General features: G+C 69.6%; 19 protein-coding genes and 1 tRNA gene. 15 read left to right on the top strand and 5 right to left on the bottom strand.

The window, feature by feature from the left end; all coding sequences use genetic code 11:
* The first annotated feature begins 63 nt into the window (after positions 1–63).
* The 7 genes from metG to RWX45_RS05360 all read left to right on the top strand — a co-directional run bounded on the left by metG (position 64) and on the right by RWX45_RS05360 (position 8919).
* Positions 64–1914, top strand: coding sequence for a methionine--tRNA ligase (gene metG / locus RWX45_RS05390; RefSeq protein ID WP_316022740.1), 1851 nt, complete (start codon positions 64–66; stop codon positions 1912–1914).
* Complete coding sequence (locus tag RWX45_RS05385) at positions 1911–2843, top strand: TatD family hydrolase (RefSeq protein ID WP_316022739.1); 933 nt, start codon at positions 1911–1913, stop codon at positions 2841–2843. Before metG ends, RWX45_RS05385 begins: the two co-directional genes overlap by 4 nt.
* An 80-nt stretch (positions 2844–2923) precedes the next feature.
* Positions 2924–3850 carry a G5 domain-containing protein gene (locus RWX45_RS05380; RefSeq protein ID WP_316022738.1) on the top strand — a complete coding sequence of 309 codons (927 nt, stop codon included), beginning with the start codon at positions 2924–2926 and terminating at the stop codon, positions 3848–3850.
* A gap of 291 nt (positions 3851–4141) precedes the next feature.
* On the top strand, positions 4142–4930 hold the full coding sequence (locus tag RWX45_RS05375) for a resuscitation-promoting factor (protein WP_316022744.1): 789 nt from the start codon (positions 4142–4144) through the stop codon (positions 4928–4930).
* Positions 4931–5054: 124 nt separating this feature from the next.
* Entirely contained in the window at positions 5055–6098 is a 1044-nt protein-coding gene (rsmA, locus tag RWX45_RS05370) for a 16S rRNA (adenine(1518)-N(6)/adenine(1519)-N(6))-dimethyltransferase RsmA (RefSeq protein WP_410050680.1), read from the top strand.
* Positions 6095–7075: a 4-(cytidine 5'-diphospho)-2-C-methyl-D-erythritol kinase gene (locus tag RWX45_RS05365; protein ID WP_316022736.1), complete on the top strand. Its 981-nt coding sequence runs from the start codon at positions 6095–6097 to the stop codon at positions 7073–7075. The genes rsmA and RWX45_RS05365 overlap by 4 nt, the downstream gene beginning before the upstream one ends.
* Positions 7075–8919 carry an ABC-F family ATP-binding cassette domain-containing protein gene (locus tag RWX45_RS05360; protein ID WP_316022735.1) on the top strand — a complete coding sequence of 615 codons (1845 nt, stop codon included), beginning with the start codon at positions 7075–7077 and terminating at the stop codon, positions 8917–8919. Before RWX45_RS05365 ends, RWX45_RS05360 begins: the two co-directional genes overlap by 1 nt.
* Here RWX45_RS05360 and RWX45_RS05355 read toward each other — a convergent pair.
* The gene (locus RWX45_RS05355; protein ID WP_316022734.1) at positions 8916–9353 is read right to left on the bottom strand and encodes an adenylyltransferase/cytidyltransferase family protein; all 438 of its coding nucleotides are present in this window, start codon (positions 9351–9353) and stop codon (positions 8916–8918) included. The genes RWX45_RS05360 and RWX45_RS05355 overlap by 4 nt on opposite strands.
* A gap of 227 nt (positions 9354–9580) precedes the next feature.
* Positions 9581–10213 (bottom strand): TetR/AcrR family transcriptional regulator, encoded by a 633-nt coding sequence (locus tag RWX45_RS05350; RefSeq protein WP_316022733.1) that lies wholly within the window; start codon positions 10211–10213, stop codon positions 9581–9583.
* A 330-nt stretch (positions 10214–10543) separates the two neighbouring features.
* Here RWX45_RS05350 and RWX45_RS05345 point away from each other — a divergent pair, with 330 nt between their 5' ends.
* The 4 genes from RWX45_RS05345 (at position 10544) to RWX45_RS05330 (ending at position 15935) form a co-directional block, all read left to right on the top strand.
* The gene (locus tag RWX45_RS05345) at positions 10544–13405 is read left to right on the top strand and encodes a helix-turn-helix transcriptional regulator (RefSeq protein WP_316022732.1); all 2862 of its coding nucleotides are present in this window, start codon (positions 10544–10546) and stop codon (positions 13403–13405) included.
* A 262-nt stretch (positions 13406–13667) separates the two neighbouring features.
* Positions 13668–13739: transfer RNA gene (locus RWX45_RS05340), tRNA-Gln, on the top strand.
* A 185-nt stretch (positions 13740–13924) separates the two neighbouring features.
* Positions 13925–14890, top strand: coding sequence for a bifunctional N-acetylglucosamine-1-phosphate uridyltransferase/glucosamine-1-phosphate acetyltransferase (locus RWX45_RS05335; protein ID WP_316022743.1), 966 nt, complete (start codon positions 13925–13927; stop codon positions 14888–14890).
* Positions 14891–14951: 61 nt separating this feature from the next.
* Complete coding sequence (locus RWX45_RS05330) at positions 14952–15935, top strand: ribose-phosphate diphosphokinase (RefSeq protein ID WP_316022731.1); 984 nt, start codon at positions 14952–14954, stop codon at positions 15933–15935.
* Between the two features lie 4 nt (positions 15936–15939).
* Here RWX45_RS05330 and RWX45_RS05325 read toward each other — a convergent pair whose 3' ends face one another.
* The 3 genes from RWX45_RS05325 to RWX45_RS05315 are packed head-to-tail and all read right to left on the bottom strand — an operon-like array spanning position 15940 to position 17866.
* Positions 15940–16068 carry a hypothetical protein gene (locus tag RWX45_RS05325; RefSeq protein WP_316022730.1) on the bottom strand — a complete coding sequence of 43 codons (129 nt, stop codon included), beginning with the start codon at positions 16066–16068 and terminating at the stop codon, positions 15940–15942.
* Positions 16065–16991 (bottom strand): glycosyltransferase, encoded by a 927-nt coding sequence (locus tag RWX45_RS05320; protein ID WP_316022729.1) that lies wholly within the window; start codon positions 16989–16991, stop codon positions 16065–16067. Before RWX45_RS05320 ends, RWX45_RS05325 begins: the two co-directional genes overlap by 4 nt.
* Complete coding sequence (locus tag RWX45_RS05315; RefSeq protein ID WP_316022728.1) at positions 16988–17866, bottom strand: alpha-1,2-fucosyltransferase; 879 nt, start codon at positions 17864–17866, stop codon at positions 16988–16990. The genes RWX45_RS05320 and RWX45_RS05315 overlap by 4 nt, the downstream gene beginning before the upstream one ends.
* 185 nt (positions 17867–18051) lie before the next feature.
* On the opposite strand from RWX45_RS05315, the gene RWX45_RS05310 reads away from it, so the two are divergent.
* From RWX45_RS05310 to RWX45_RS05295, 4 genes are all read left to right on the top strand, one after another.
* A complete protein-coding gene (locus tag RWX45_RS05310; RefSeq protein WP_316022727.1) occupies positions 18052–18207 on the top strand; it encodes a hypothetical protein in 156 nt (51 codons plus the stop codon).
* A gap of 4 nt (positions 18208–18211) precedes the next feature.
* Positions 18212–19213, top strand: coding sequence for a glycosyltransferase family A protein (locus RWX45_RS05305; RefSeq protein ID WP_316022726.1), 1002 nt, complete (start codon positions 18212–18214; stop codon positions 19211–19213).
* Positions 19214–19458: 245 nt separating this feature from the next.
* On the top strand, positions 19459–20469 hold the full coding sequence (locus RWX45_RS05300) for a glycosyltransferase (protein ID WP_316022725.1): 1011 nt from the start codon (positions 19459–19461) through the stop codon (positions 20467–20469).
* 161 nt (positions 20470–20630) lie between these two features.
* Positions 20631–21764: glycosyltransferase (locus RWX45_RS05295; protein ID WP_316022724.1), on the top strand; the 1134-nt coding region annotated here is incomplete at its 3' end.

Here is a 21764-nt window from a genome sequence, read left to right as displayed (position 1 = left end):
CCTGCGCGGCTGCCTGAGCGGATGAGATGAGGGCGGGTGCTCGAAACGGATAGGCTGCCCCCCATGAGCCGCATTCTTTCCGCCGTCGCCTGGCCCTACGCCAATGGTCCCCGCCACATCGGACACGTGGCCGGCTTCGGCGTCCCCTCCGATGTCTTTTCCCGCTACATGCGCATGGCCGGACACGACGTCCTCATGGTTTCCGGCACCGACGAGCACGGCACCCCGATCCTGGTGGCGGCGGACGAGGAGGGGGTCAGCCCCCGCGAACTGGCCGACCGCAACAACCGGCTCATCGTCGAGGACCTGGTGGCACTGGGGCTGTCCTACGACCTGTTCACCCGCACCACCGCCGGCAACCATTACCGCGTAGTGCAGGACATGTTCCGCACCGTGCGCGACAACGGCTACATGGTGGAGCAGGTCACTCGCTCGGCGATCTCCCCCTCCACCGGCCGCACCCTGCCCGACCGCTACATCGAGGGCACCTGCCCGATTTGCGGCAGCGCGGGCGCGCGCGGCGACCAGTGCGACAACTGCGGCAACCAGCTCGACCCCACCGACCTCATCGACCCCCACTCCCGCATTAACGGGGAGACCCCGGAGTTCGTCGAGTCCTCCCACTGGTTCCTGGACCTGCCCGCGCTCGCGGATGCGCTGGGCGCCTGGCTGGATGAACGCGAGGCCTCGGGATCCTGGCGCCCCAACGTCATCCGCTTCTCCAAGAACATCCTGGCCGAGATCCGCCCCCGCGCCATGACCCGCGACATCGACTGGGGCATCCCCATCCCCGGCTGGGAGGACCAGCCCAACAAGCGCCTGTACGTGTGGTTCGACGCCGTCATCGGATACCTGTCCGCCTCCATCGAGTGGGCGCGCCGCAACGGCGACCCGGAGGCCTGGCGGGCGTGGTGGAACGACCCCCGCGCCCTGTCCTACTACTTCATGGGCAAGGACAACATCGTTTTCCACTCCCAGATCTGGCCCGCCGAGCTGCTCGGCTACAACGGTCAGGGGGAGCGCGGCGGCCAGAGCGGCGACATGGGCACGCTCAACCTGCCCACCGAGGTTGTCTCCAGCGAATTCCTCACCATGGAGGGCCGCAAGTTCTCCTCCTCCCACGGCATCGTCATCTACGTGCGTGACTTCCTCGCCCGCTACCAGGCCGACGCCCTGCGCTACTTCATCTGCGCCGCCGGCCCGGAGACCGCCGACGCCGACTTCACCTGGGCGGAATTCGTGCGCCGCACCAACGGCGAGCTGGTGGCCGGCTGGGGCAACCTGGTCAACCGCACCGCCGCCATGATCCACAAGCGCTTCGGCGCCATCCCGGCCCCCGACGAGCTCCAGGACGTGGACCGCGCCCTGCTCGACGCCGTCGCCGCCGGCTTCAACACGGTCGGTGACCTTATCCGCCACCACCGCCAGAAGGCGGCCCTCGCCGAGGCCATGCGGCTGGTCGGCGAGGCCAACAAGTACATTGCCGACACCGAGCCCTTCAAGCTCAAGGGTGAGGAGGGCAGCTCCGCGCACCGGCGCCTGGCCACCGTGCTGCACACCCTCGCCCAGGTGGTGGCCGACCTCAACCTCATGCTCTCACCGTTTCTGCCGCACGCCGCCAACGACGTCGAGAGGGTCTTCGGCGGTGACGGCACCATCGCCCCCATGCCCCGCATTGAGGAGGTGGACGAGCTCGACCCGCAGGTGCTGCCCGACGCCTTCGCCTCGCGCACCGGCTACCCGATCATCACCGGCGACTACGCGGCCGTGCCCACCTGGGAGCGCCACGACGTCGTGGTCGGCACCCCGATCGCCAAGCCGAAGCCCGTCTTCGTCAAGCTCGATGAGGCCATCGTTGAGGAGGAGCTGGCTCGCTATGCCGACTCCCTGCCCGACGACGTCACTGGCGCATGAGTCGCAAGCACCGCGACCGCTCCTGGCCGCCAGCCGACGCCGTCGCGCCCCTGGCCCGGCCCGTGGTCGACAACCACACTCACCTGCCGGTGCCCGGGGAAGTGGCCGCCGGGCCAGGATCCGACGCACCGCTGGACGCCACCGAGCTCGTCAGCCGGGCCGTCGCCGTCGGCGTGACCGGCATGATCACCTCCGCCTGCGAGACGCCGGCCTGGGAGCCCAGCATTGCGCTGGCGCACGAGCTCGCCCCCGTTCGGGTCGCCCTGGCCATTCACCCCAACGAGGCCGTGGCTCACGCCGGAGTGCGGGAGATCGGCCCCGACGGCCTGGAACCGCAGCACCTGCCCCACCACGACGAGCCCCTGGATGAGGCCATGGGCCGACTGGAGGCGCTGGTACGTGACAACCGGGACGTCGTCGTCGCCGTGGGGGAGACCGGCATGGACGCCTTCCGCACCGGCCCGCGTGGCGCCGCGGTCCAGCGTGAGGCCTTCCGGGCACACATCGCCCTGGCCAAGGAACTCGACCTGCCCCTGCAGATCCATGACCGCGATGCGCACGCCGAATGCGTTGCGGTGCTGGAGGCCGACGGTGCCCCCGAGCGGACCGTTTTCCACTGCTTCAGTGGGGGAGCCGCCCTGGCCCAGGCCTGTGCTGAGCACAGCTGGTACGCCTCCGTGGCCGGGCCCATCACGTATCCCGCCAACGACGCCCTGCGCGCTGCGTTCTGCGCGCTTCCCGACGAGCTGCTCCTGGTGGAGACGGACGCCCCCTACCTACCGCCCAAGCGCTGGCGCGGTCGTCCCAACGGCTCCTACCTCATGCCGGATACGGTCCGTTTTCTTGCGCAACAGCGCGGTTTGGGCGAGGCGGAGGCCGGTGAGCTGCTGGCACACAACACGCGTCAGGTCTACGGAAGTTGGTTGTGAACTGCGTCAGGTTGTGTTGCTGAGGCTGCGAGCCGTCAGTTAGCGTTGCTGCCAGTTGTCAACCGTTAGGAAGAATCCCCGTGGGTCGTCACTCCCAGAGCAGCTCCTTGAGTACAACGCTGGTTGAGCTTGGGGCGCTCGCCTCGAAGAGCTTCACCAACACGTCTGCGTCGCGCGGCCGCCGCCGCGCCGAGGGCCCCGCAAAGACGTCGATCTCGCCGGCCATGTACCGTGCGGGCGGTGTGGCGGCCACCCTGTCGCTCGCGGTTTCCGGCGGCGCCTACGCCGCCACCCAGTTCGGCGACTCCGACATTGCCCCCCTCACCGAGTCCCAAGCGCGGCTGCAGGCCATGGCCGTGACCGGCGACGACGTGACCGCCAGCCAGGTTGTCGGTGGCGACGTGGCCGAGGTGTCGTCGGTGACTGAGGATGTGACGGATGAGTTTGAGCGGGTGGAGCAGGAGACGGATGCTCTGGCTGAGGGTGAGACTGAGGTTGAGACTGAGGGTGTTAATGGGGTGACCCGGGTGGTGTATCGGGTGACGAGTGTGGGTGCTGAGGAGGTTGCTCGGGAGGTTGTGTCTCGGGTTGTGGTCAGTGAGCGGGTCGATGAGGTGGTGCTGGTAGGTACCGGCACGGCGTCGGACACCAGCAGCGACACAAGCACCACCACCACGACGACCGCCAGTGGCGACGGCACGACCGCTGCCTCGGCCCAGTCCATCGCCCAGTCCATGATGTCCTCCTACGGCTGGGACGACTCCCAGTTCAGCTGCCTGGTCAGCCTGTGGAACCGCGAGTCCGGCTGGAACTACCAGGCGCAGAACGCCTCCTCCGGCGCCTACGGCATCCCCCAGGCCCTGCCGGGCTCCAAGATGAGCTCGGTCGCCTCCGACTGGGCCACCAACCCCACCACCCAGATCACCTGGGGTCTGAGCTACATCTCCGGGCGCTACGGCACTCCGTGCTCCGCCTGGGCGCACTCCGAGTCCACCGGCTGGTACTGACAAGCGCAGGCGACACCCCCTCCTCGCCGAGACCGGCACTATGACGTGCCGAGACCGGCACTTGTGACGTACCGAAACCGGTCGAAGTTGCTGAGGAGAGGCTCACTGGCCGGAAGCCACCGGGAAGCACGCGGGAGGAGTCTGCTCCCCCGACGTCGCCACGGCGTGCCCCGAATCGTGACCTATTCCATTGTGAGACCTTGTGTCCTTCGCTAGCGTGACGGTCAGTCGGCGCCTACTTCACCGATCCGATGGCCACTGCTATCGAGGAAAGGACACCACGTGAGCCGCATGAACGATCTCCTCCAGCCCACCGTACTGCGTGCCGGAGGCATCGCCGCTGTGCTGGCCCTGTCGATCTCGGGCGGCGCCTACGCGGCCGTGCAGGCCACCACCGCCCCGGACGTCCCGGCCACCGAAGCGGCCATGAACTCCCTCAACTCCGTTGCCGTCGTCACCGAGGACGCTGACATCGCCGACGTCGATTTGGTGGTTTCAGCCGACACGACCGAGGTGTCGTCGGTGACTGAGGATGTGACGGATGAGTTTGAGCGGGTGGAGCAGGAGACGGATGCTCTGGCTGAGGGTGAGACTGAGGTTGAGACTGAGGGTGTTAATGGGGTGACCCGGGTGGTGTATCGGGTGACGAGTGTGGGTGGTGAGGAGGTTGCTCGGGAGGTTGTGTCTCGGGTTGTGGTCAGTGAGCGGGTCGATGAGGTGGTGCTGGTAGGTACCGGCACGGCGTCGGACACCACCGACACCGAGGAGACCGCCACCTCCACCAGCGGTTCCTCCGACTCTGCGACCTCCTCGCAAAGCACCTCCAGCGCCTCGGCTGCTGACGGCTCGGTGTGGGCGGCTCTCGCCCAGTGCGAGTCCGGGGGCAACCCGACTACGAACACCGGCAACGGTTTCTACGGCCTGTACCAGTTCTCCCTGCCCACCTGGCGGGCGCTGGGCGGAACCGGCTACCCGCACGAGGCCGACGCCGCCACCCAGACCGCCATGGCCCAAAAGCTTCAGGCCCAGTCCGGCTGGGGACAGTGGCCCCACTGCGCCGCCAAGCTCGGTCTGCTCTAAGCAGCGGCCGAGGGCCGACCTCGCGCGAGGTATCCAGCGGGGCATGGCGCCAGCTGTGGCCGAGCCGCCGGGAGCGGTGCGTCATTAGTGCCGGTTTCGGTACGTCATTAGTGCCGGTTTCGGCATGTTATTAGTGCCGGTCTCGGTGAAGGGGCGGGGTGCTGGCAGTAGGCTTGCGCCCGTGCCCCAACCCGACACCCGCGAGACCACCCCCGGGCTCCTCGGCCCCGCCGATATCCGGGCCCTGGCCCGGGCGCTTGACCTGCGCCCGTCGAAGTCGCGCGGCCAGAACTTCGTCCACGATGCCGGCACCGTGCAGCGCATCGTGCGCCTGGCCGGAGTTCAGCCCGATGAGACCGTGCTGGAGATTGGCCCCGGCCTCGGCTCCCTGACCCTCGCTCTCCTCCAGGTCGGTGCACGCGTCGTCGCCGTCGAAATCGACCCCGTACTCGCCCGGGCCCTGCCCACCACCGTCGCCGACCGCCTGCCCGACGCCGCCAGTCGCCTCACCGTCATTAACTCCGACGCGCTGAACATCACCGGGCCGCAGTCCCTCGGCGGGGCCACCCCCGCACGGCTGGTCGCCAATCTGCCCTACAACGTGGCGGTGCCCGTCCTACTCACCCAGCTCGCCGCCCTGGAGTCGCTGCGTACGGCCACCATCATGGTGCAGGCGGAGGTCGCCGACCGCCTCGCCGCCGGCCCCGGCTCGCGCACCTACGGCACCCCCAGCGTCAAGGCCGCCTGGTACGGGCAGGTACGCCGACAGGCACGCATCGGCCGGACCGTCTTCTGGCCCGTGCCCAACGTCGATTCAGCCATCGTCACCCTCACGCGCCGCGAGCCGCCGCCCACGACCGCCACCCGCGCACAGGTCTTCGCCGTCATCGACGCCGCCTTCGCCCAACGCCGCAAAACCTTGCGCAATGCCCTGGCGAACCTGGCGGGCGGCCCCGAGCGAGTGGAAGCGGCGGCCCGCGCCAGCGGCGTCGACCCGACCACCCGCGGTGAAAACCTCGACGTCGCCGCCTTCGCCGCTCTGGCCCAGGCTCTCGCCGACGCCGGTGCTTTCCCCACCTCGGGCAGCAGCCCCGATGACGGCGCCGACACCGTCGGCTGCACCACCGCCGCCCAGACGTCCGATGCGGCCCGAAGGAGACGGCCATGAGTCGCTTACGTGCAGTCCCCGGCGGACAGTCCGCCCCCCAGCCGGCTCGCGCCGGTTCCATGGTCAAGGTGCGTGTGGAGGCCCCCGGCAAGGTCAACCTGTTCCTTTCCGCGGGCGCTCCCGGCGCCGACGGCTACCACCTTCTGACCACCGTATTTCAGGCGGTCCGTCTCATTGAGACCGTCACCGCCCGTCGACAGGCCGCGGACCTGCGCGGCACCATCACCCTCGGTCTGGAGGAACCCGACCCCGCCGTCCCCACCGACGCCACCAACCTCGCGGTGCGCGCCGCCGCCCGCCTCGCCGAGGAAACCGGCGTTACCGACGGCGTCGACCTGCTCCTGCGCAAACGCGTCCCCGTCGCCGGCGGCATGGCCGGCGGCTCCGCCGACGCCGCCGCCACACTCGTCGCTTGTAACGCCCTGTGGGGCACCGGGCTGAGCCAGGCCCAGTTGCTTGTGCTCGCCGCCCAGCTCGGTGCGGACGTGCCCTTCCCTCTACTGGGCGCCACCGCCGTCGGCCACGGCCGCGGCGACCGGCTCACCCCCCTCATGGCGCGCGGCACCTATCACTGGGTGTTCGCCACCTCCGCGCAGGGGCTGTCCACACCCGCCGTCTTCCAACGCTTCGATGCCCTCGCCCAGGACAGCGCCGCACCTGCCGCCCCGGCTGACGTCCCCGCCGAACTGACCGGCGCCCTGCGCGACGGCGACCCCCGGGCGCTGGCCGCCTGTCTGCACAACGACCTGCAAGAAGCGGCCATTTCCCTGCGCCCGCAGTTGGCCGACATCATCGCGCTCGCCGAGGCCTCCGGTGCCCTGCGCGCCATGGTCTCCGGCTCCGGCCCCACCATCGCCGCCCTGGCACCCGACCCCGCCACGGCCATGCGCGTGGCCAACGCCCTGACCGCCTCCGGCCTGGTCACCGGTGCCCTGCGTGCCGACGCCCCGGTTGCCGGCGCCCGGATGGTGGGCTGATGGCGCACCTGCTCGGTATCGAGTCCGCTCGGGTCACGGTCGGGCCGCGCATCCTCTTCGATGAGGTCACCTTGGGACTTGAGGACGCCGCCCGCATCGGCGTGCTCGGCCCCAATGGCGCCGGCAAATCCACCCTGCTGTCGCTACTGGCCGGCACCCGCACGCCCGACGCCGGCCGCGTCACCCGCGCCGGCGGCACGCGCGCCGTCATGCTCACCCAGACCGACCACTTTGCCCCGGGGACGAGCGTACGCACCGCCGTCCACGGCACGACCCCCGAGCATGAGTGGGCCTCCAACCCCGCCGTGCGCGACATTCACGCCGGGCTGCTGCCCGATCTCGACATGGATGCCGACGTCGCCACCCTGTCCGGCGGGCAGCGCCGCCGGGTCGCCCTGGCCGCTGTGCTCGCCGCCGATGCCGACGTCGTCATCCTCGACGAGCCCACCAACCACCTCGACGTTGAGGGCGTCGACTGGCTCGCCCGCCACCTGGCGGCCCGCTTTTCCCGCCGCCGCGCCACCGGCGCCCTGGTCACCGTCACCCACGACCGCTGGTTTCTGGACGCCGTGTGCACCCAGGTGTGGGAGGTCGTCCCCGGCGTCGATCCCGGCGGCTCCCGCCCGCAGATTCCCGGACATGTCGACACCTACGACGGCGGTTACGCCGCCTATGTGCTGGCACGCGCCGAACGCGCCCGGCAGGCGGCGGCCGCCGCCGCCAAGCGTGAGAACTTGCTGCGCAAGGAACTCGCCTGGCTGCGCCGCGGCGCCCCGGCCCGCACCTCCAAGCCCCGCTTCCGCATCGACGCCGCCGAGGCCCTCATCGCCGATGTCCCGCCCCCGCGCGACACCGTTGCACTGACCGCCATGGCCACCGCCCGGCTGGGCAAGAAGGTCCTCGACCTGGAGGACGTCAGCGTCGTCTACCCCGCCCCCGGTGCCCCGCAGGCGCAGCGGGAAGTGCTCAGCCACGTCACCTGGCGGCTCGCTCCGGGGGAGCGCGTCGGCGTTGTCGGCGTCAATGGGGCGGGCAAGACCACGCTGCTGCGCCTACTCGAGGGGACCCAGGCGCCCACCCGCGGGCGGGTGGTGCGCGGGAAAACCGTCGCCGTCGCCACCCTGTCGCAGACCACTCACGAGCTCGACCCTTTGGCACAGCTGCGGGTGGTCGACGCCGTCGCCGCGGCGGGGGAACACGTCGTCGTCGATGGCCGGGAGCTGACCGCGGCGCAGCTGGTGGAGCGGCTCGGCTTCACCCGCAACCGCGCCTGGACGCGCGTAGGGGAGATCTCCGGTGGAGAGCGTCGGCGCCTGCAAGTACTGCGGCTGCTCATGACCGAACCGAATGTGCTGCTCCTGGACGAGCCCACCAACGACCTGGACACTGACACGCTCACCGCCATGGAGGACCTGCTCGATTCCTTCCCCGGCACCCTCGTCGTCGTCTCCCACGATCGCTATCTGCTTGAGCGCGTCACCGACCACCAGATCGCCCTCCTGGGTGACGGCACCATCCGGGACCTGCCCGGGGGCGTGGAGCAGTACCTGCAGTTGCGCCGCCAGGCGGCCAAGCAGGAGCCGGTCCGGCAGCCGGAGCCGACGCGGCAGGGCGACGGCGCCGCACAGCATGCGGCTCGCAAACAGCTGGCGGGCATCGAACGTCGCCTGGACAAGGCCGCTGCCCGCATCGATGCTCTGCACCAGCGTATGGAGCAGGCCTCGGCGCAGCTGGATATCGACGAGCTGGCGGAACTGGGCAGACAGCTCACCCAGGCCGAGGCCGAACAGGCCGAATTGGAGAATCAGTGGCTGCAGGCCGCGGAAGCCGCTGAGGGCAATTAGGCCGGCGAGTCGGCGCTAGGGTCGGGATGCTGCGCGAGTAGACGCCGCAGCACCGGGGAGGCGGTCGTTGCCGCGGACGGCAGATAGACCACGGACGCGCCGACCTCCGCCATCTGCTCCTCGAGTAGATTCCCCGCCTTGGTGCCTCGGAGCTCGTCGTCTGCGAACAGGATGTCGAAGGGATCGCGCTGCCATGCCACGCGCTTATCCGGATCAAAGTCGGGGACGACGGCGTCGACAACCCGCAACGCGGCCACCAGTGCCATGCGCTCTTCCTGCGGCACGATCGGGGCATGGCCGGTGGCGTGCCGCAGGGACTCGTCGGTCGCTATACCTACGATGAGCCGGTCGCAGCGCGTGGCAGCGGCGGTCAAGAGGTTGAGATGCCCGACGTGCAGCATGTCGAAGCCGCCGGGGAGATATCCGGTGATCATCAGTACGCTCCCTTACCGCCAGTGACGGTTCTGAAAGCAGATAAACAGTTGTATATGACTCTCGCGAGCGAGTGGCTGCGGCAAGACTCCTACGCTAGTCAGACTCTTGCACGGCGACCGCTGCTCAAGCTACCCCGGAATCAAGCCTTGTGGGCCGTAACGTGAACAGGCCCACAAGGCCGGGTGGGATCGGGACGGCATGGTCGTCAGCAGGCCGCCCCGATCTCCTAGTGTGCCGCCGGGTGATCGCGCAGCGTGGGTTTCGGGGTCATGGCGCGCAAACCGTTCCATGCCAGATTGACCATATGCGCGGCGACTTCCTCCTTGCTCATGGTCTGGTTCTCCAGCCACCACTGCGAGGGCATAGCCACAATGCCGACGAGCATCTGTGCGTACAACGGGGCGGTGCGCGGGTCTAGGCCGTGTGCGGAAAAATGGGTGGCGAGCAGGCCTGACACCTGGATGGCTACGTCCGCCAACAGGGTGGAGTAGGTGTCGGAGCTGTGGGTGTTGGTCGCCGATAGGATGCGGAAGCCGTCGGAGGACTCTTCGATGTAAGTCAACAGCGCCAGGGCGGCGCGTTCAACGATGACCGAAGCGGACGAGGAGGATTTGAGCGCTTCGGTGATGGTGGTGGAGATGGCTGTGAGCTCGCGGTCCACGATGACGGCATACAAGCCCTCTTTACCGCCGAAATGCTCATAGACCACCGGCTTGGACACCTTGGCCCGGTTGGCGATCTCCTCAATGCTGGTGGCTTCGAAGCCCTTCTTGGCGAAGAGGGCGCGGGCCACGACGATGAGCTGCTCGCGCCGTTCGGTGGCGCTCATCCGGGTTCGCTTGCTGGCTTTGCTGCTCATGGGTTGTCATGCTCGCATCGGTTTGAGGGAACGGGGCGGATGTGATGCCCGATCGGGCGGAAAACAATCGGCAAACATCTCGTGAGGAACGCGCCGTTCGCGCGGATCTTAACATGGTTACGCGCCCCCGGTGCGGTCGGTATAATCGGCGCATATCCGGCCAAGAGGTGCCGACGCCGACGCGGTGACGTAGGCGATGCGCGGGGCTTGGCGGAGCGGGCGGCGAACATCTTCGGGATGACAGCACAATAACGCGTCGGCTGTATTATCGTAACGCCTGCTTGTTAGTGGCTAGAAACTGCCGTTCATGCAGTTCCGAGAGGAGACGACGTGCCCGCACCCGACCAGCGCCGCCTGGTTGCACGTGAGATTGCAGACCGCTTGCGCCGTGGCTTGGGCTCGTTCTGTCTGGTAGCGGCACCGTCGGTGCCCGGAGTCTGGTCGCTCGGCCCCGCGCTCGCGGCCGACGTGGCTCGATTCGCACCAGACGCCAAGATAGTTGAGGTCGATGCCGCAGTCGGCGGAGCGATGCTGGAAAGTCGCCCCGAACTCAGCGCCGACGACGTCCTGCTGGTCACCTCCATCACCCAGGTCTGTGAGCGACTCGGCGCGGACCAGGAGTTCGCCGACCTGCACGCGGAATTGGCATCGCTGTGCCAAGGCGTGCAAGCCGCGACGACGGCGGCCGAACGCGCCGAGGCGGTCGCCGAGTTCGCGGCAGCCGCCGCCTGCCGTCGCCCTATCCTCGTGGCTGTTTCTGCCTCCGTGTCAGGCACCGAAGTCTCTACGGCGCAGATGCAACAGGCCGCCTCCCTCCTGGCCGCCGTCCCCTTCGCTGTCATCGTGCTCCTGCCGGAGGGACCTGTCGCCGATGCCGCGACCCCGCCTTTTTTCAGCACTTCTGTCTGGTACTTGGGAGCAGACGATGCCCGTGATCTCATCAGCGCCGAAACCGCTACTTACGTCGACCCACTGGTAGCGGGATGGATATCCCGCAGCGCAGCGGGACGGATCGCCGATATACGTGACCAGAGCGCCGCACTGAGCGCGGCGGCGTTGGCGGGACGTGAGTTACCGCCCCGCCAGCCCGTTGCGTCGGCGCAGGCGCGGCGCGCGGTCGCGGAGCGGATCCACGCGCTGGCGCCGGAGCAGCGTCACGCCCTGGTCTCCATGCACCTGCAGCTAGTTCCGGACGCGACCATCGTCCAGGAGGCCACTGGGGCTACGCCGCCGTCGGGGACCGAGGATCTACTGCCCTCCACAAGCTCCGCACCTGGCTTGGAAACGGCGTTGTCGGTTGCCGTCGTCGAAACCCTGCCGCAAGACACAGTGCACCATCTGCACGCCGCCCTGGCGGAGGCATACGCCGCCGGTACTCGGGAGTGGTCCTGGCATCGCCTCGGGGCCGGGATAGCTTCGGTAGAGGACCGGGATCGGCTACTCGCGGCTGCCGGGGCCGAGCTAGAACGCGGCAGCCTCAACATCGCATGGCGAATCATCGACGCCCTGCACCGATCCCAGACGGATCGCGGGGTACGCGCCGCGCAGGTAGCACGCACCCGGTTGTTGCAGGGGCAGCTGGCCCTGCAACTCGGCTGTACGCTCACCGCCTCCTCCCATCTGCTGGAGGCCATCGGCGGTTCCGGCGCTTGCCCGGCCGACGAGCTGTCCATCACCGCCGGCTATATCGTCGCGCGCGGCTGTGAGGGGGTCAGCGTCAGTGAGGACGCTCGGTTAGCTCGGCGCATTGCGGCACTGGGGGCCGACGCCCCGGTAGCCGCGGCTCGTTGTCTCATCCTCCTAGCGGCGCAGGAACGCCTCGCGGGTGAGGAGCGCGGGCCCCACGAGTATTTGCACGCAGCAATCAACCTGCTCGACGCCGAAGCGGGTGCTGGAGCTGGCGCCGGCGCGGACACGCTTGCCCTGGCGCGGGCCTTGCTGGCGCGTGTGAACGGACCCTGCGAGGGCAGGGCGCATTCCGAGGCGCCGCGCCCGGCGGACTCCCTCAATGATGTGTCTGATATCCCCGCCGACATCTCACGTTTAGAAATTGCCGTGTGGGCAGAGGCGGTCATTCGCGTGTACCTCGCACATGATGACGCGGTGGGGGAGCGGCCGGTGGGCGTGGAGCCGGTGCTGTCTCGGCTTGCCGAGGTGAGCCCGTTCTTCGAGGCGCAGGAGGTTGCCCTGCGGGCATTCTTGACCAGCCGCCTCGGCTGGACCCGCTATGCCCGCGAGCAGCTGGAGGACGAGTGCTATCGGGTGCCGCTGCGGGTTGGTCTGGTGGGCATGGGCATGGCTGCGGGAGCCCAGGGGGCCATGCTGTTCGGCGACGCCGCATCGGCGGCCGCATGGCGTGCAGCCATGGCCCATGCCCTGCCTGGATCGGCAGCGTCCTTGCCTGGTTCGGCGGCGTCGCCGCAACAACTGTGGGTGAGCGTGCTGGAGGCGACGGCGCGGCTCGCTGCCGGTGATGACTCGCTGGCAGGGCTGCTGCTCGGGCCGGCTGTTGCTGCAGCCGTCTCCCGGGTGCGGCTGCGCCCCGTGTGGTCGAGCGTGGTCGACATGGCCATCGTCGATCCCACCCTGCTCGAGCGCGTGCCCGGACTGGCCGGCTGGTTTGCGGCGGAGCTGGACCGGCGGGGATGCCCGGACCCGGACGATCGTTTGCTGGCCGTACTCCTGGCCGACGATGCCGAAGCCGTCGCGACCATGTCGGCACTGGTGCTCGATACGGTCTTCTCCGGCAATGTCATTTGGCAGGTGCGGGCGAATATGGCCTGTGCGGCCAGGCTGCGTCGCTCACCACAGCTGGAGGTCGCCGACCTGGGTATTGCCGCCGATGCGGGCGCGTCGGCCCGCGTGCTGGTTGCGCGCGCCGCTGAACTCGCCAACCTCAACGGCATGTGGTTCTGGCGCACGGTCACCGATCGTGTCGCCCGCAGCCAGGACGCTGCGACAGCGACTCCGCCCGGGTCCGGGGCGAAGCCGCTCCGGCCTCTGAGCGACGTCGAGCTGCGGGTGGCCAGGTTGGCGGCGCAGGGGCATCGCAACAAGGACATTGCGGGTGAGTTGTACATGGCGGTGCGCACCGTTGAGCTGCGGCTGACCGGCGTATACCGCGCGCTGGGGATCTCCAGCCGCAAGGACCTGCGGCGGGCCCTGGCCGACGCCGGGCTGCTGGAGGACTGACACGGTGGGCAGCAGCGGCTGGCGTGGAGAGAACAAGAAAACTCTGACACGTCAGCCACGGCCCCGACGCTATTAAGCTGCCGGGGCATCGAAACAGCTGGGGAGCGTCTCATGGGACCGTATGCCTGGTGAGATAATACTACGCGGCGTTTGTGCACGGGCGGTTCCGGGGGATGCCCCGATGTGGCGTGTCAAGCGGCGGCGCCCGGATGTGAGAGACTGTGCCGGCGTCCGACCCCCGGATGGGCGGTTGGGCTGCTGTTCCGCCCTGGTGTAGAGGCAGCACGCAGGCCTTTGGAGCCTTGAGGCCCGGGTTCGAATCCTGGGGGCGGAGCGGGCGTCGGGTACCGACGCGCAGGTGACGGCTGCGCTGGACCAGTCGCCGGGTTGGGCGCGGATAACGACCGACGTAGGATGACCCCGTCGGGCCGGTTTCGGCCTGCGGTCTCGTATGAATCAGTGAGAAGAGGACTCGTGGTTGCTACCGCCCCCGCCGCCGTCCCTGCTGCGGTTATTGTCATGGCCGCGGGCAAGGGCACTCGCATGCGCTCGTCTCTGCCCAAGGTGCTGCACCGCATCGGCGGGCGCAGCCTGCTGGAACACGCGGTTGTCGCGGCCCGCGGACTCGCGCCTGAGCACCTGGTCGTCGTCGTGCGGCACGAACGCGACGCTGTTGTGGCCCAGCTGGCTGGGTTCGCGCCTGACGCTATCGCCGCGGATCAAGATGAGATTCCCGGGACGGGACGCGCCGTCGCCTGCGGGCTGGCGGCGTTGCCGGAGAACCTTGCCGGACCGGTGGTGGTCACCAGTGGCGACGTTCCGCTTCTGGATACGCACACGCTGGAACAGCTGGTGCGCCAGCATGTCGAGCGCGACGACGCCGTCACCGTGCTGACCACGCGGCTGGACGACCCCACCGGGTACGGGCGGATCCTGCGCGACGCCACTGGCGCCGTGACCGGCATCGTTGAACAGCGCGACGCCACGCCGGAGCAGCTCGCCATCAGGGAAGTCAATGCCGGTGTGTACGTCTTCGACGCCGCCCATGTGCGCAGGGCGCTCACCACCCTGGGAACCGACAACGACCAGGGCGAGGTCTACCTCACCGACGTCGTCGCCCACGCCTACCGTGAAGGACGGGGCACCTCCGCCCTGGCGGTGACCGACCACTGGCTGGTTGAGGGCTGCAATGACCGCTCCCAGCTTGCGGAGCTTGGCGCCGAACTCAACCGGCGCACCCTCGCAGGCTGGATGGAACAGGGCGTCGGCGTCGTCGCGCCCGCAGGAACGTGGGTCGACGTCACGGTTGAACTGGCCCGTGACGTTCGGCTTGAACCCGGTGTACTACTGCGGGGCGCGACCCGGGTCGGGGAGGGCGCCGTCGTCGGCCCCTACTCCGTGCTCACCGACGTCGAGATTCCGGCGGGCGCGGTAGTCGCCCCCTTCAGCCTGCTCGAAGGAGATGCCCCCGCTTCGGGGCAGTAAGTCGACGCAGCCCCGTGCTCAGAAACTCCCACCTTACCGGCCACGAGAGAGGAACCACGTCATGACCGGCATTATCACCAGCGGCGAGAAGCGGCTGGTCATCGTCTCAGGCCGGGCTCACCCGCAGCTGGCGCAGGACGTGGCCTCGGAGCTCGGCACCGAGGTGCTGTCCTCGACGGCTTACGACTTCGCCAACGGCGAGACCTATGTCCGCTTCAATGAGTCGGTGCGCGGCTGTGACGTGTTCGTCATGCAGTCCCACGGCGACCGCGTCAACGACTGGCTCATGGAGCAGCTCATTATGGTCGACGCCCTCAAACGCGCCTCTGCCAAGCGCATCACCGTGGTGGCCCCCTTCTTCCCCTACGCCCGGCAGGACAAGAAGCACTTGGGACGCGAACCCATCTCTGCGCGGCTGGTCGCTGACCTGTACAAGACCGCCGGGGCCGACCGCATCATGAGCGTCGATCTGCACTCCAGCCAGGAGCAGGGCTTCTTTGACGGGCCCTGGGACCACCTGTGGGCCCAGCCGGTGTTGGTGGACTACATCCGTCGCCGGGTTGATCTGTCCGCGACGGCGGTTGTCTCCCCCGATGCGGGCCGAATTCGCGTCGCCGAGCGTTGGGCCAATGCCCTGGGCGGCACCCCGCTGGCATTCGTGCATAAGACCCGCGACGTCACCCGGCCCAACGAGTCCGTGGCCAATCGGGTCGTTGGCGATGTCGAGGGACGCACCTGCGTGCTGGTCGACGACATGATCGACACCGGCGGCACCATCGCCAAGGCCGTGCAGGTGCTCCTCGGTTCCGGTGCCAAGGATGTCGTGGTCGCAGCCACCCACGGCGTGCTCTCCGGACCCGCTGTCGAACGCCTGTCGAGCTGCGGCGCGCGCGAGGTCGTGGTCACCGATACCCTCCCCATCGCCCCGAGCAAGCGTTTTGACTCCCTGACGGTGCTGCCGATTGCGCCGCTGCTGGCCCGCGCCGTCAAGGCCGTCTTCGACGATAGCTCCGTCACCAGTCTGTTCGAGCCGCAGCACTCCTAACCCGTTACCTTGTTGGCGGTTCCGGATGGTCCGGGCCGGGCGCGTCCTCGCGGATCGACGCGATGAGCGCGAGGGCGCCCGCGGGCTCGCTGTAGAAGGGGATGACGACGCCGACCGTCGGGCGGGCGCTCATGCGCGCTCCTGCGTGTCGGGATCGGCTGCCTTGCCAGGGGTGAGCAGATGGGCGCGCGCCTTGCGGCGCAATGCGCGATAGCGGACGAGGCCGACGAGGTCGCCCAGCCTCGCGCCGCAGTTGCCGGCCGTCTCTGGGTCACGGCGCCCACGCGCCCACAGCACGGGGACGGCGGCGGCTCGCAGGATGGAGCTCTTCCAGGAAACGCCGTCCAGCCGGTGGCCCCGCTGGGCCGCGCGGATCCACAGGAGGACGCGCTCGCGGGAGTACCCGTACTTCTGGCGGAAGATCCCGCGGGCGCTCGGGCGTTGCCGGTAGAGGATCCACGCGTCCTCGCACACGGTGAAGCCGGCACCCTGCTCCTGGACGCGCCAGGAGAAGTCGACATCCTCGCTGCCTGAGTCGAAGGACTCGTCCATGCCGCCGCTGCGCAGGTAGGTGTCCCGTCGGACGCCGAGGTTGCAGCCGGCGGCGAAGCGGAGGTGTCCGAGGATGGCGTAGGGCGTCACCGGGGTGCCGATGCTGTCGAGCGGTCCCGTCGGTGCGGTGCCGTCCCAGTACCTCAGCGTGCCGGTGACGACGGCGTCCTCGCCCGTCAGCGTGCGGCGCATGCCAGCGGCCCAGTGCGGGCCGACGATGTCATCGGCGTCGCAGAATGCCAGGAGCGCATGGCCGGCGGCCAGGGCCCCGACGTTGCGGGCGTAGGAGGCGCCGGCCTTCTCGGTCGCCGGCACCGTCCGCACCGGCAGTCGGTCGCTGAAGCCCCGGGCGAGCGCTGCGGTGCCGTCGGTCGAGCGGTTGTCGACGACGACGACTTCGTCGATCGAGCCCTCGTCCTGAGCGCACAGGGCTTCGAGCGCGGCCGGGAGCGTGGCCGCGGCGTTGTGGGCCGGGATAATCACCGACAGGCCGGGGGCGGTCATCGTGCGGATCCTTCCTCGGCTCCGCCCGCTGGCTCCGGGCGGGTCTGCCAGCCACCGGGCAGGTCGCGGACGATGGTCCACTGCGGGTCGTCGAACCAGGGCAGGCGCGTGCCGAACTCCTTCTGGTGGAAGCCGGGCGCCACGATACGGGCCGGGTCCGTCCCTCGGACCGAGGCGAGGTAGGCGCCCCAGTACGAGAAGGTGGAGTTGGCCAGGATTAGGCGCCGTGAGGCGGCGAGCGTGGCGAGGTCGTCGAACATCGAGTCCCCGATTCGGGTGAAGGAGGCGCTGCTGATCCCCAGGGGAGGGAGAGCGGCGGCAAGCTCACGCTCACACCAGGCAAGGTCGTCCGAGACGAACTGGACGCGGGTCACCGGCTCCTGCTTCTGGTGACGGGCGATGGCCTCCTCGACGAAGGGGCGGATGCGCATCCCCCACTCGCGCTCGTTGCTGGTCCCGTAGTAGTCGCCGCGGCGCACGTTGATCGTGAGGGCGTCCTCGCCCAGTTCCTGGCAGGCACGCTCCGCCCGTCGGCCGAAGGACTCAGAGGAGAGCAGCCGCTCGTGGCAGAACCGGTGCAGGTCGTCGCGGGAGAAGTCGATACCGAAGCGGTGACCCGGCCAGGGTAGGCGTCGGTCGGTCAGACGCAGGCGCGGGACGCTCAGCGCCCTGAGGTCGGGGAACTCCTCGAGCCACGCCTCCTGGTTGGGCATCCACAGCGTAAAGGTCTGCGGGTTATCGGCGCGCAGGCGGTCGGCGAGCAGCCAGGAGTAGAGGTGGTTTCCTCCCCGGTGGGAGGGATAGGTGAGGACCACGTCCCTCGGACCACGCCGAACGAGCCGGTGGAGCGTCTGTCGAATGTCGGGCGGGGCCACGGTTCCTCCTCGGGCGTTCTCAGGCCATCCTCCCACACCCCGCTCGGCGCCCCCGCACGAGCGCGAGCCGCGACCCGGACTTGGTCAGGCGGCGGGACGGCCACTAGTCTCGACGACGACGCGCGAGCCCCGGCAGTCCGGACCGGGGCACGGGCGCGCGAACGACGTCCACAGAAGGGGCCCTCATGCACACCGTTGCGGCGTACCGCCACTACCTGGGTGTGCCGTTCGACCGCGGCGAGCGCTGGAAGCTCGTGGTGTCCGTCGTGTGCTCGATCGGCACCGCCCTGCTCGACGCGGTCGCCATCGATCTCGTCGTCCCGGCCGGGCTGGAGGGATGAGGCGATGGAGCGGCCCGAGCAGAGGCGAGACGCCGCCTCAGAGTGTCCCGGGGTGTCCCCGGGCACCAGCGTCATCATCCCCTGTCACAACGTGTCGCAGGAGATCGGGCTGCAGCTCGAGGCCCTGGCACGCCAGAAGGGAGCGCGCCCCTTCGAGGTGCTGCTCGTCGACAACCGGTCCACGGACGACCTCACCGCCGCGGCCGAGCCGTGGCGCGATCGGCTGGACATCAGGGTCCTCCCCGCGCCCTCGCATACCGGCGCCTCCTACGCGCGCAACGTCGGGATCGGTGCGGCGCGGGGCTCCAAGCTCCTCTTCTGCGACGGCGACGACCTCGTGGGTGAGCACTTCGTTGCCCTCGGACAGCGCGCGCTCGACGACGTGCCGTTGTACTGCACCGGGTTCGTCGCCGTCAACGAGCGTGTCTTCGCCGAGGGTCGCGAGGCCGTGCGGGCAGCGGTCCCGGAGGAGACCGAGTACCGCAGGCCCACGGCGGAGCGCCAGGACCCCCGGTGGCCGATCCTGCCGGGATGCTGCTTCGGCGCCCGCGCGGAGCTGCTGGCCGAGCTCGGCGGATTCGATCGGTCGTTGGAGCCGGGGGCTGAGGACAACGACCTCGGGCTGAGGGCTCTCGACGCCGGACTGCTCCCTCCGATCCTCGACTCGACGACGCTGGCGTACAGGATCCGGGATGTGGGCCGACGCCCGCTCAGCCTGTACCGCCGCCGAGCGGTCTCGATCTCCCTGCTCCTGACGCGTCGGGATGCGTGGCGCACGTCCGGGGCGATCAGCGGGCACCCGTACGCGGTGCTTCTGCGCAGCCTCCTCGCCGTATGGCGCGTGCTCGCACGACCCGGCGCGACGACCCGCGGCGAGTGGTTGATGCGCGTGGTGACGGCGCTGGGCTTCTGCGAGGGGTGGACCCGCTACCGCCTGCTGCGCCGGCGAGTCCCCTCGGAGCTTGGGATCGGGCTCGACGAGGGCCGCAGGCTGCGCAGGCGCTGACCATCTGGCGGGACGCCCCGGCAGGGACACCGCATCCGCGTGCTAGCGGCCCAGGGACAGTACGCTTCTGGGCAGCGACGTGGCGCCCGGGCCGCGCCCGGGCAGGAGCGAAGGAGTCTGAGGATGGGACTGGGGATCAGGAGCGGCATCGCTCGATCGTTCGACGCCTGGGTGTTCTCCGGCGCCCTCACCAGCCTCTCCCGGGCACGGATCGAGGAGCCCGCCTTAGGGCAGGGGGACGCGTCGTGAGCGGCGGCACCGGGGTCACCATCGCCTATGTCCAGCCGGCCGGGCACGGCTGGGGCCCGATCACAGCGATGGCGGGCTTGGCTGCGCGCCTGCTCGGTGCCGAGCTGCTCGTGTTGCCCGATGCCCCGCAGAGCCGCGTGGAGAAGCTCAGCCTCCTGGTGCCGCGTCGGCGCGGGGACGAGACCCTCATCGTCATCGCCGCGGTTCCTGAGCACCTCAACGCCATTGTGAGGCTGCCCGGCGTCCGTCGGCGCTTCCGTGCCGTGGCGGGGTGGGTTATCGACTGCTGGTGGACCGACCGGATCCCCGTCGCCGTTACCCGGGGCCGGCTGTATGACCGTCTCTACGTCACCGAGAAGGAAGTGGTCGAGGACTGGCGCTCGGCGACCGGCCTCCCCGTGGGCTGGCTGCCGCTGGGAGCAGACGCCCTGGGCGAGTGGCGCAGGCCTCGGGGAACGGAGAGGGGCATCGACCTGCAGCGGATCGGGCGCCAGGCCCCAGCCTGGGATGACGACGACCGGCTTCGCGACCTCGCCTCGCGCAGCGGCCTCGTGATGGGGGGCCGGCCGCCCTTCGGGGCCACCGCCGAGGAGTCGTACAGCAATGTCCTCGACTCCTACCGGGGCGCGAAGGCGGTGCTGGCGTTCACCAACCTGGTGTCGCCGGCGCCCTACACGCACCGGACGCGGGAGTACGTGACATCGCGGTGGCTCGACGCTCTCGCGTGCGGGGCGCTCGTGGTGGGCAGACGCCCGCGTGAGGAGGGCAGTGACGATCTGCTCTGGGAGGGAGCGACGCTGGACCTGCCCGTCGACGCCCCGGCCGAAGGGATGGAGGCGGTGCGGGATCGCCTGGCACTCTGGCGCCCCGAGGACGCGAGCGCCCTCCAGCACGAGTCGATGCGCCGCAACGACTGGCGCTGGCGCTTCGAGACCCTCGCCGCGGACCTGGGCCTGATCGCCCCGGTGCTCGACGGCGAAGTCGCCGCCCTGCGGTCCGAGCTCTGAGCCCTGGCAGCCGGGCCGGAAAGGACGTCCGCGCCGCTGCCACGAGGCGTTGGGTAGCATGTGCGGGTGCTGTGCGTCCACGGCCTGTGGCGCATAACAGGGCCCAGGGCTGGAACCGATCCTCCGCGGCCCGATTCCGGAATCCGTTGATCGGGGTTGTCATGATCGAGCGCGTTGTTTTCTCCGTGGACAACCTCGGGAATCTCGGCGGCGTGCAGACCGCGGTCGATGAGCTCGCCAGCGAGCTCTCCGCGCGGGGCTTCGAGGTGTCCTACATGACGCTGTCGCCACAGGTGGCGGTGCCCCGGGTCCCAGGGAGCGTGTTCGAGGTTGACCTCCACAAGTCGTGGACCTCGCTCCACCCGCAGGCCGCTGCCTTCCCGGGCCCCCTCGGCGCGAGATTGGCCCTCAAGACCCTGCTCAGCCGGCCGTGGAGGCTGTGGCGGGACGCCCGCCTGCGCCGCTACGTGCACTCGCTCGGGCCCGGCACGGCGATCGTCTTCGCCCAGATGCCGACGCTCGGGCTGCTGGTCGACGCCGGTTACGAGAAGCGTGCCGGCGACCCGCTCATCATCGCTCAGGTGCACACGAGCCCGGAGGGAGCCCGGCTGTGGGGCAGCGAGGAGACGATCCGCCGAGCGGCTCCGCACCTGGACGCGCTGCTCGCCCTCGACCCCGACGACGCCCAGGAGTTCGCCGACTTAACGGGCGCCCCGGTCGGGGCCATCGCTAACCCGAGTAGCGTGGTGAGGCCGGGCGGCTTAGAGCGGAGCCACCCCCCGGAGTTGTGCTACGTGGGCCGCCTGTCCGATGAGAAGAGGGTCGATCTCCTGATCCGGGGCTTCGACATCGCCTCCTGCTCCCACCCCGGTTGGAGGCTTGTCATCCACGGGGACGGGGTCGAGCGCGAGAACCTCCAGAGGCTCGCGAGTGCCTGCGACCACGCAGACCGGATCGAGCTGCGCGGCAGGACGTCCGATGTTACGGGCGTGCTCAGCGGTGCCCAGTGCAACGTCCTGGTGTCCCGGTTCGAGGGGCTGCCCATGTCCGTGATCGAGGCGGCGCGCTGCGGGACACCGACGGCGGCGATCCCGGTGTCGGCAGGCCTGTCCTCCCTGCTTGATCGGTGCGGGTACCGGATCGAGGGTGCGACCGAGCAGGCGGTCGCCGAGGCCCTCGAGCGCGTCATGGGGGATGAGGCCGGGCGCCTGGCCAAGCAGGACGCCGCGCTCCGAACCGGTGCCGACTTCGCGCCCGCCGTGATCGCGGACCAGTGGGAGCAGATCTTCGAGCAC

This window comes from Actinomyces sp. MRS3W (genome assembly GCF_032465695.1).
Taxonomy (GTDB): domain Bacteria; phylum Actinomycetota; class Actinomycetes; order Actinomycetales; family Actinomycetaceae; genus Actinomyces.
The sequence above is the reverse complement of the archived record's forward strand: the minus strand, read 5'-3'. Positions and strand labels throughout refer to the sequence as shown.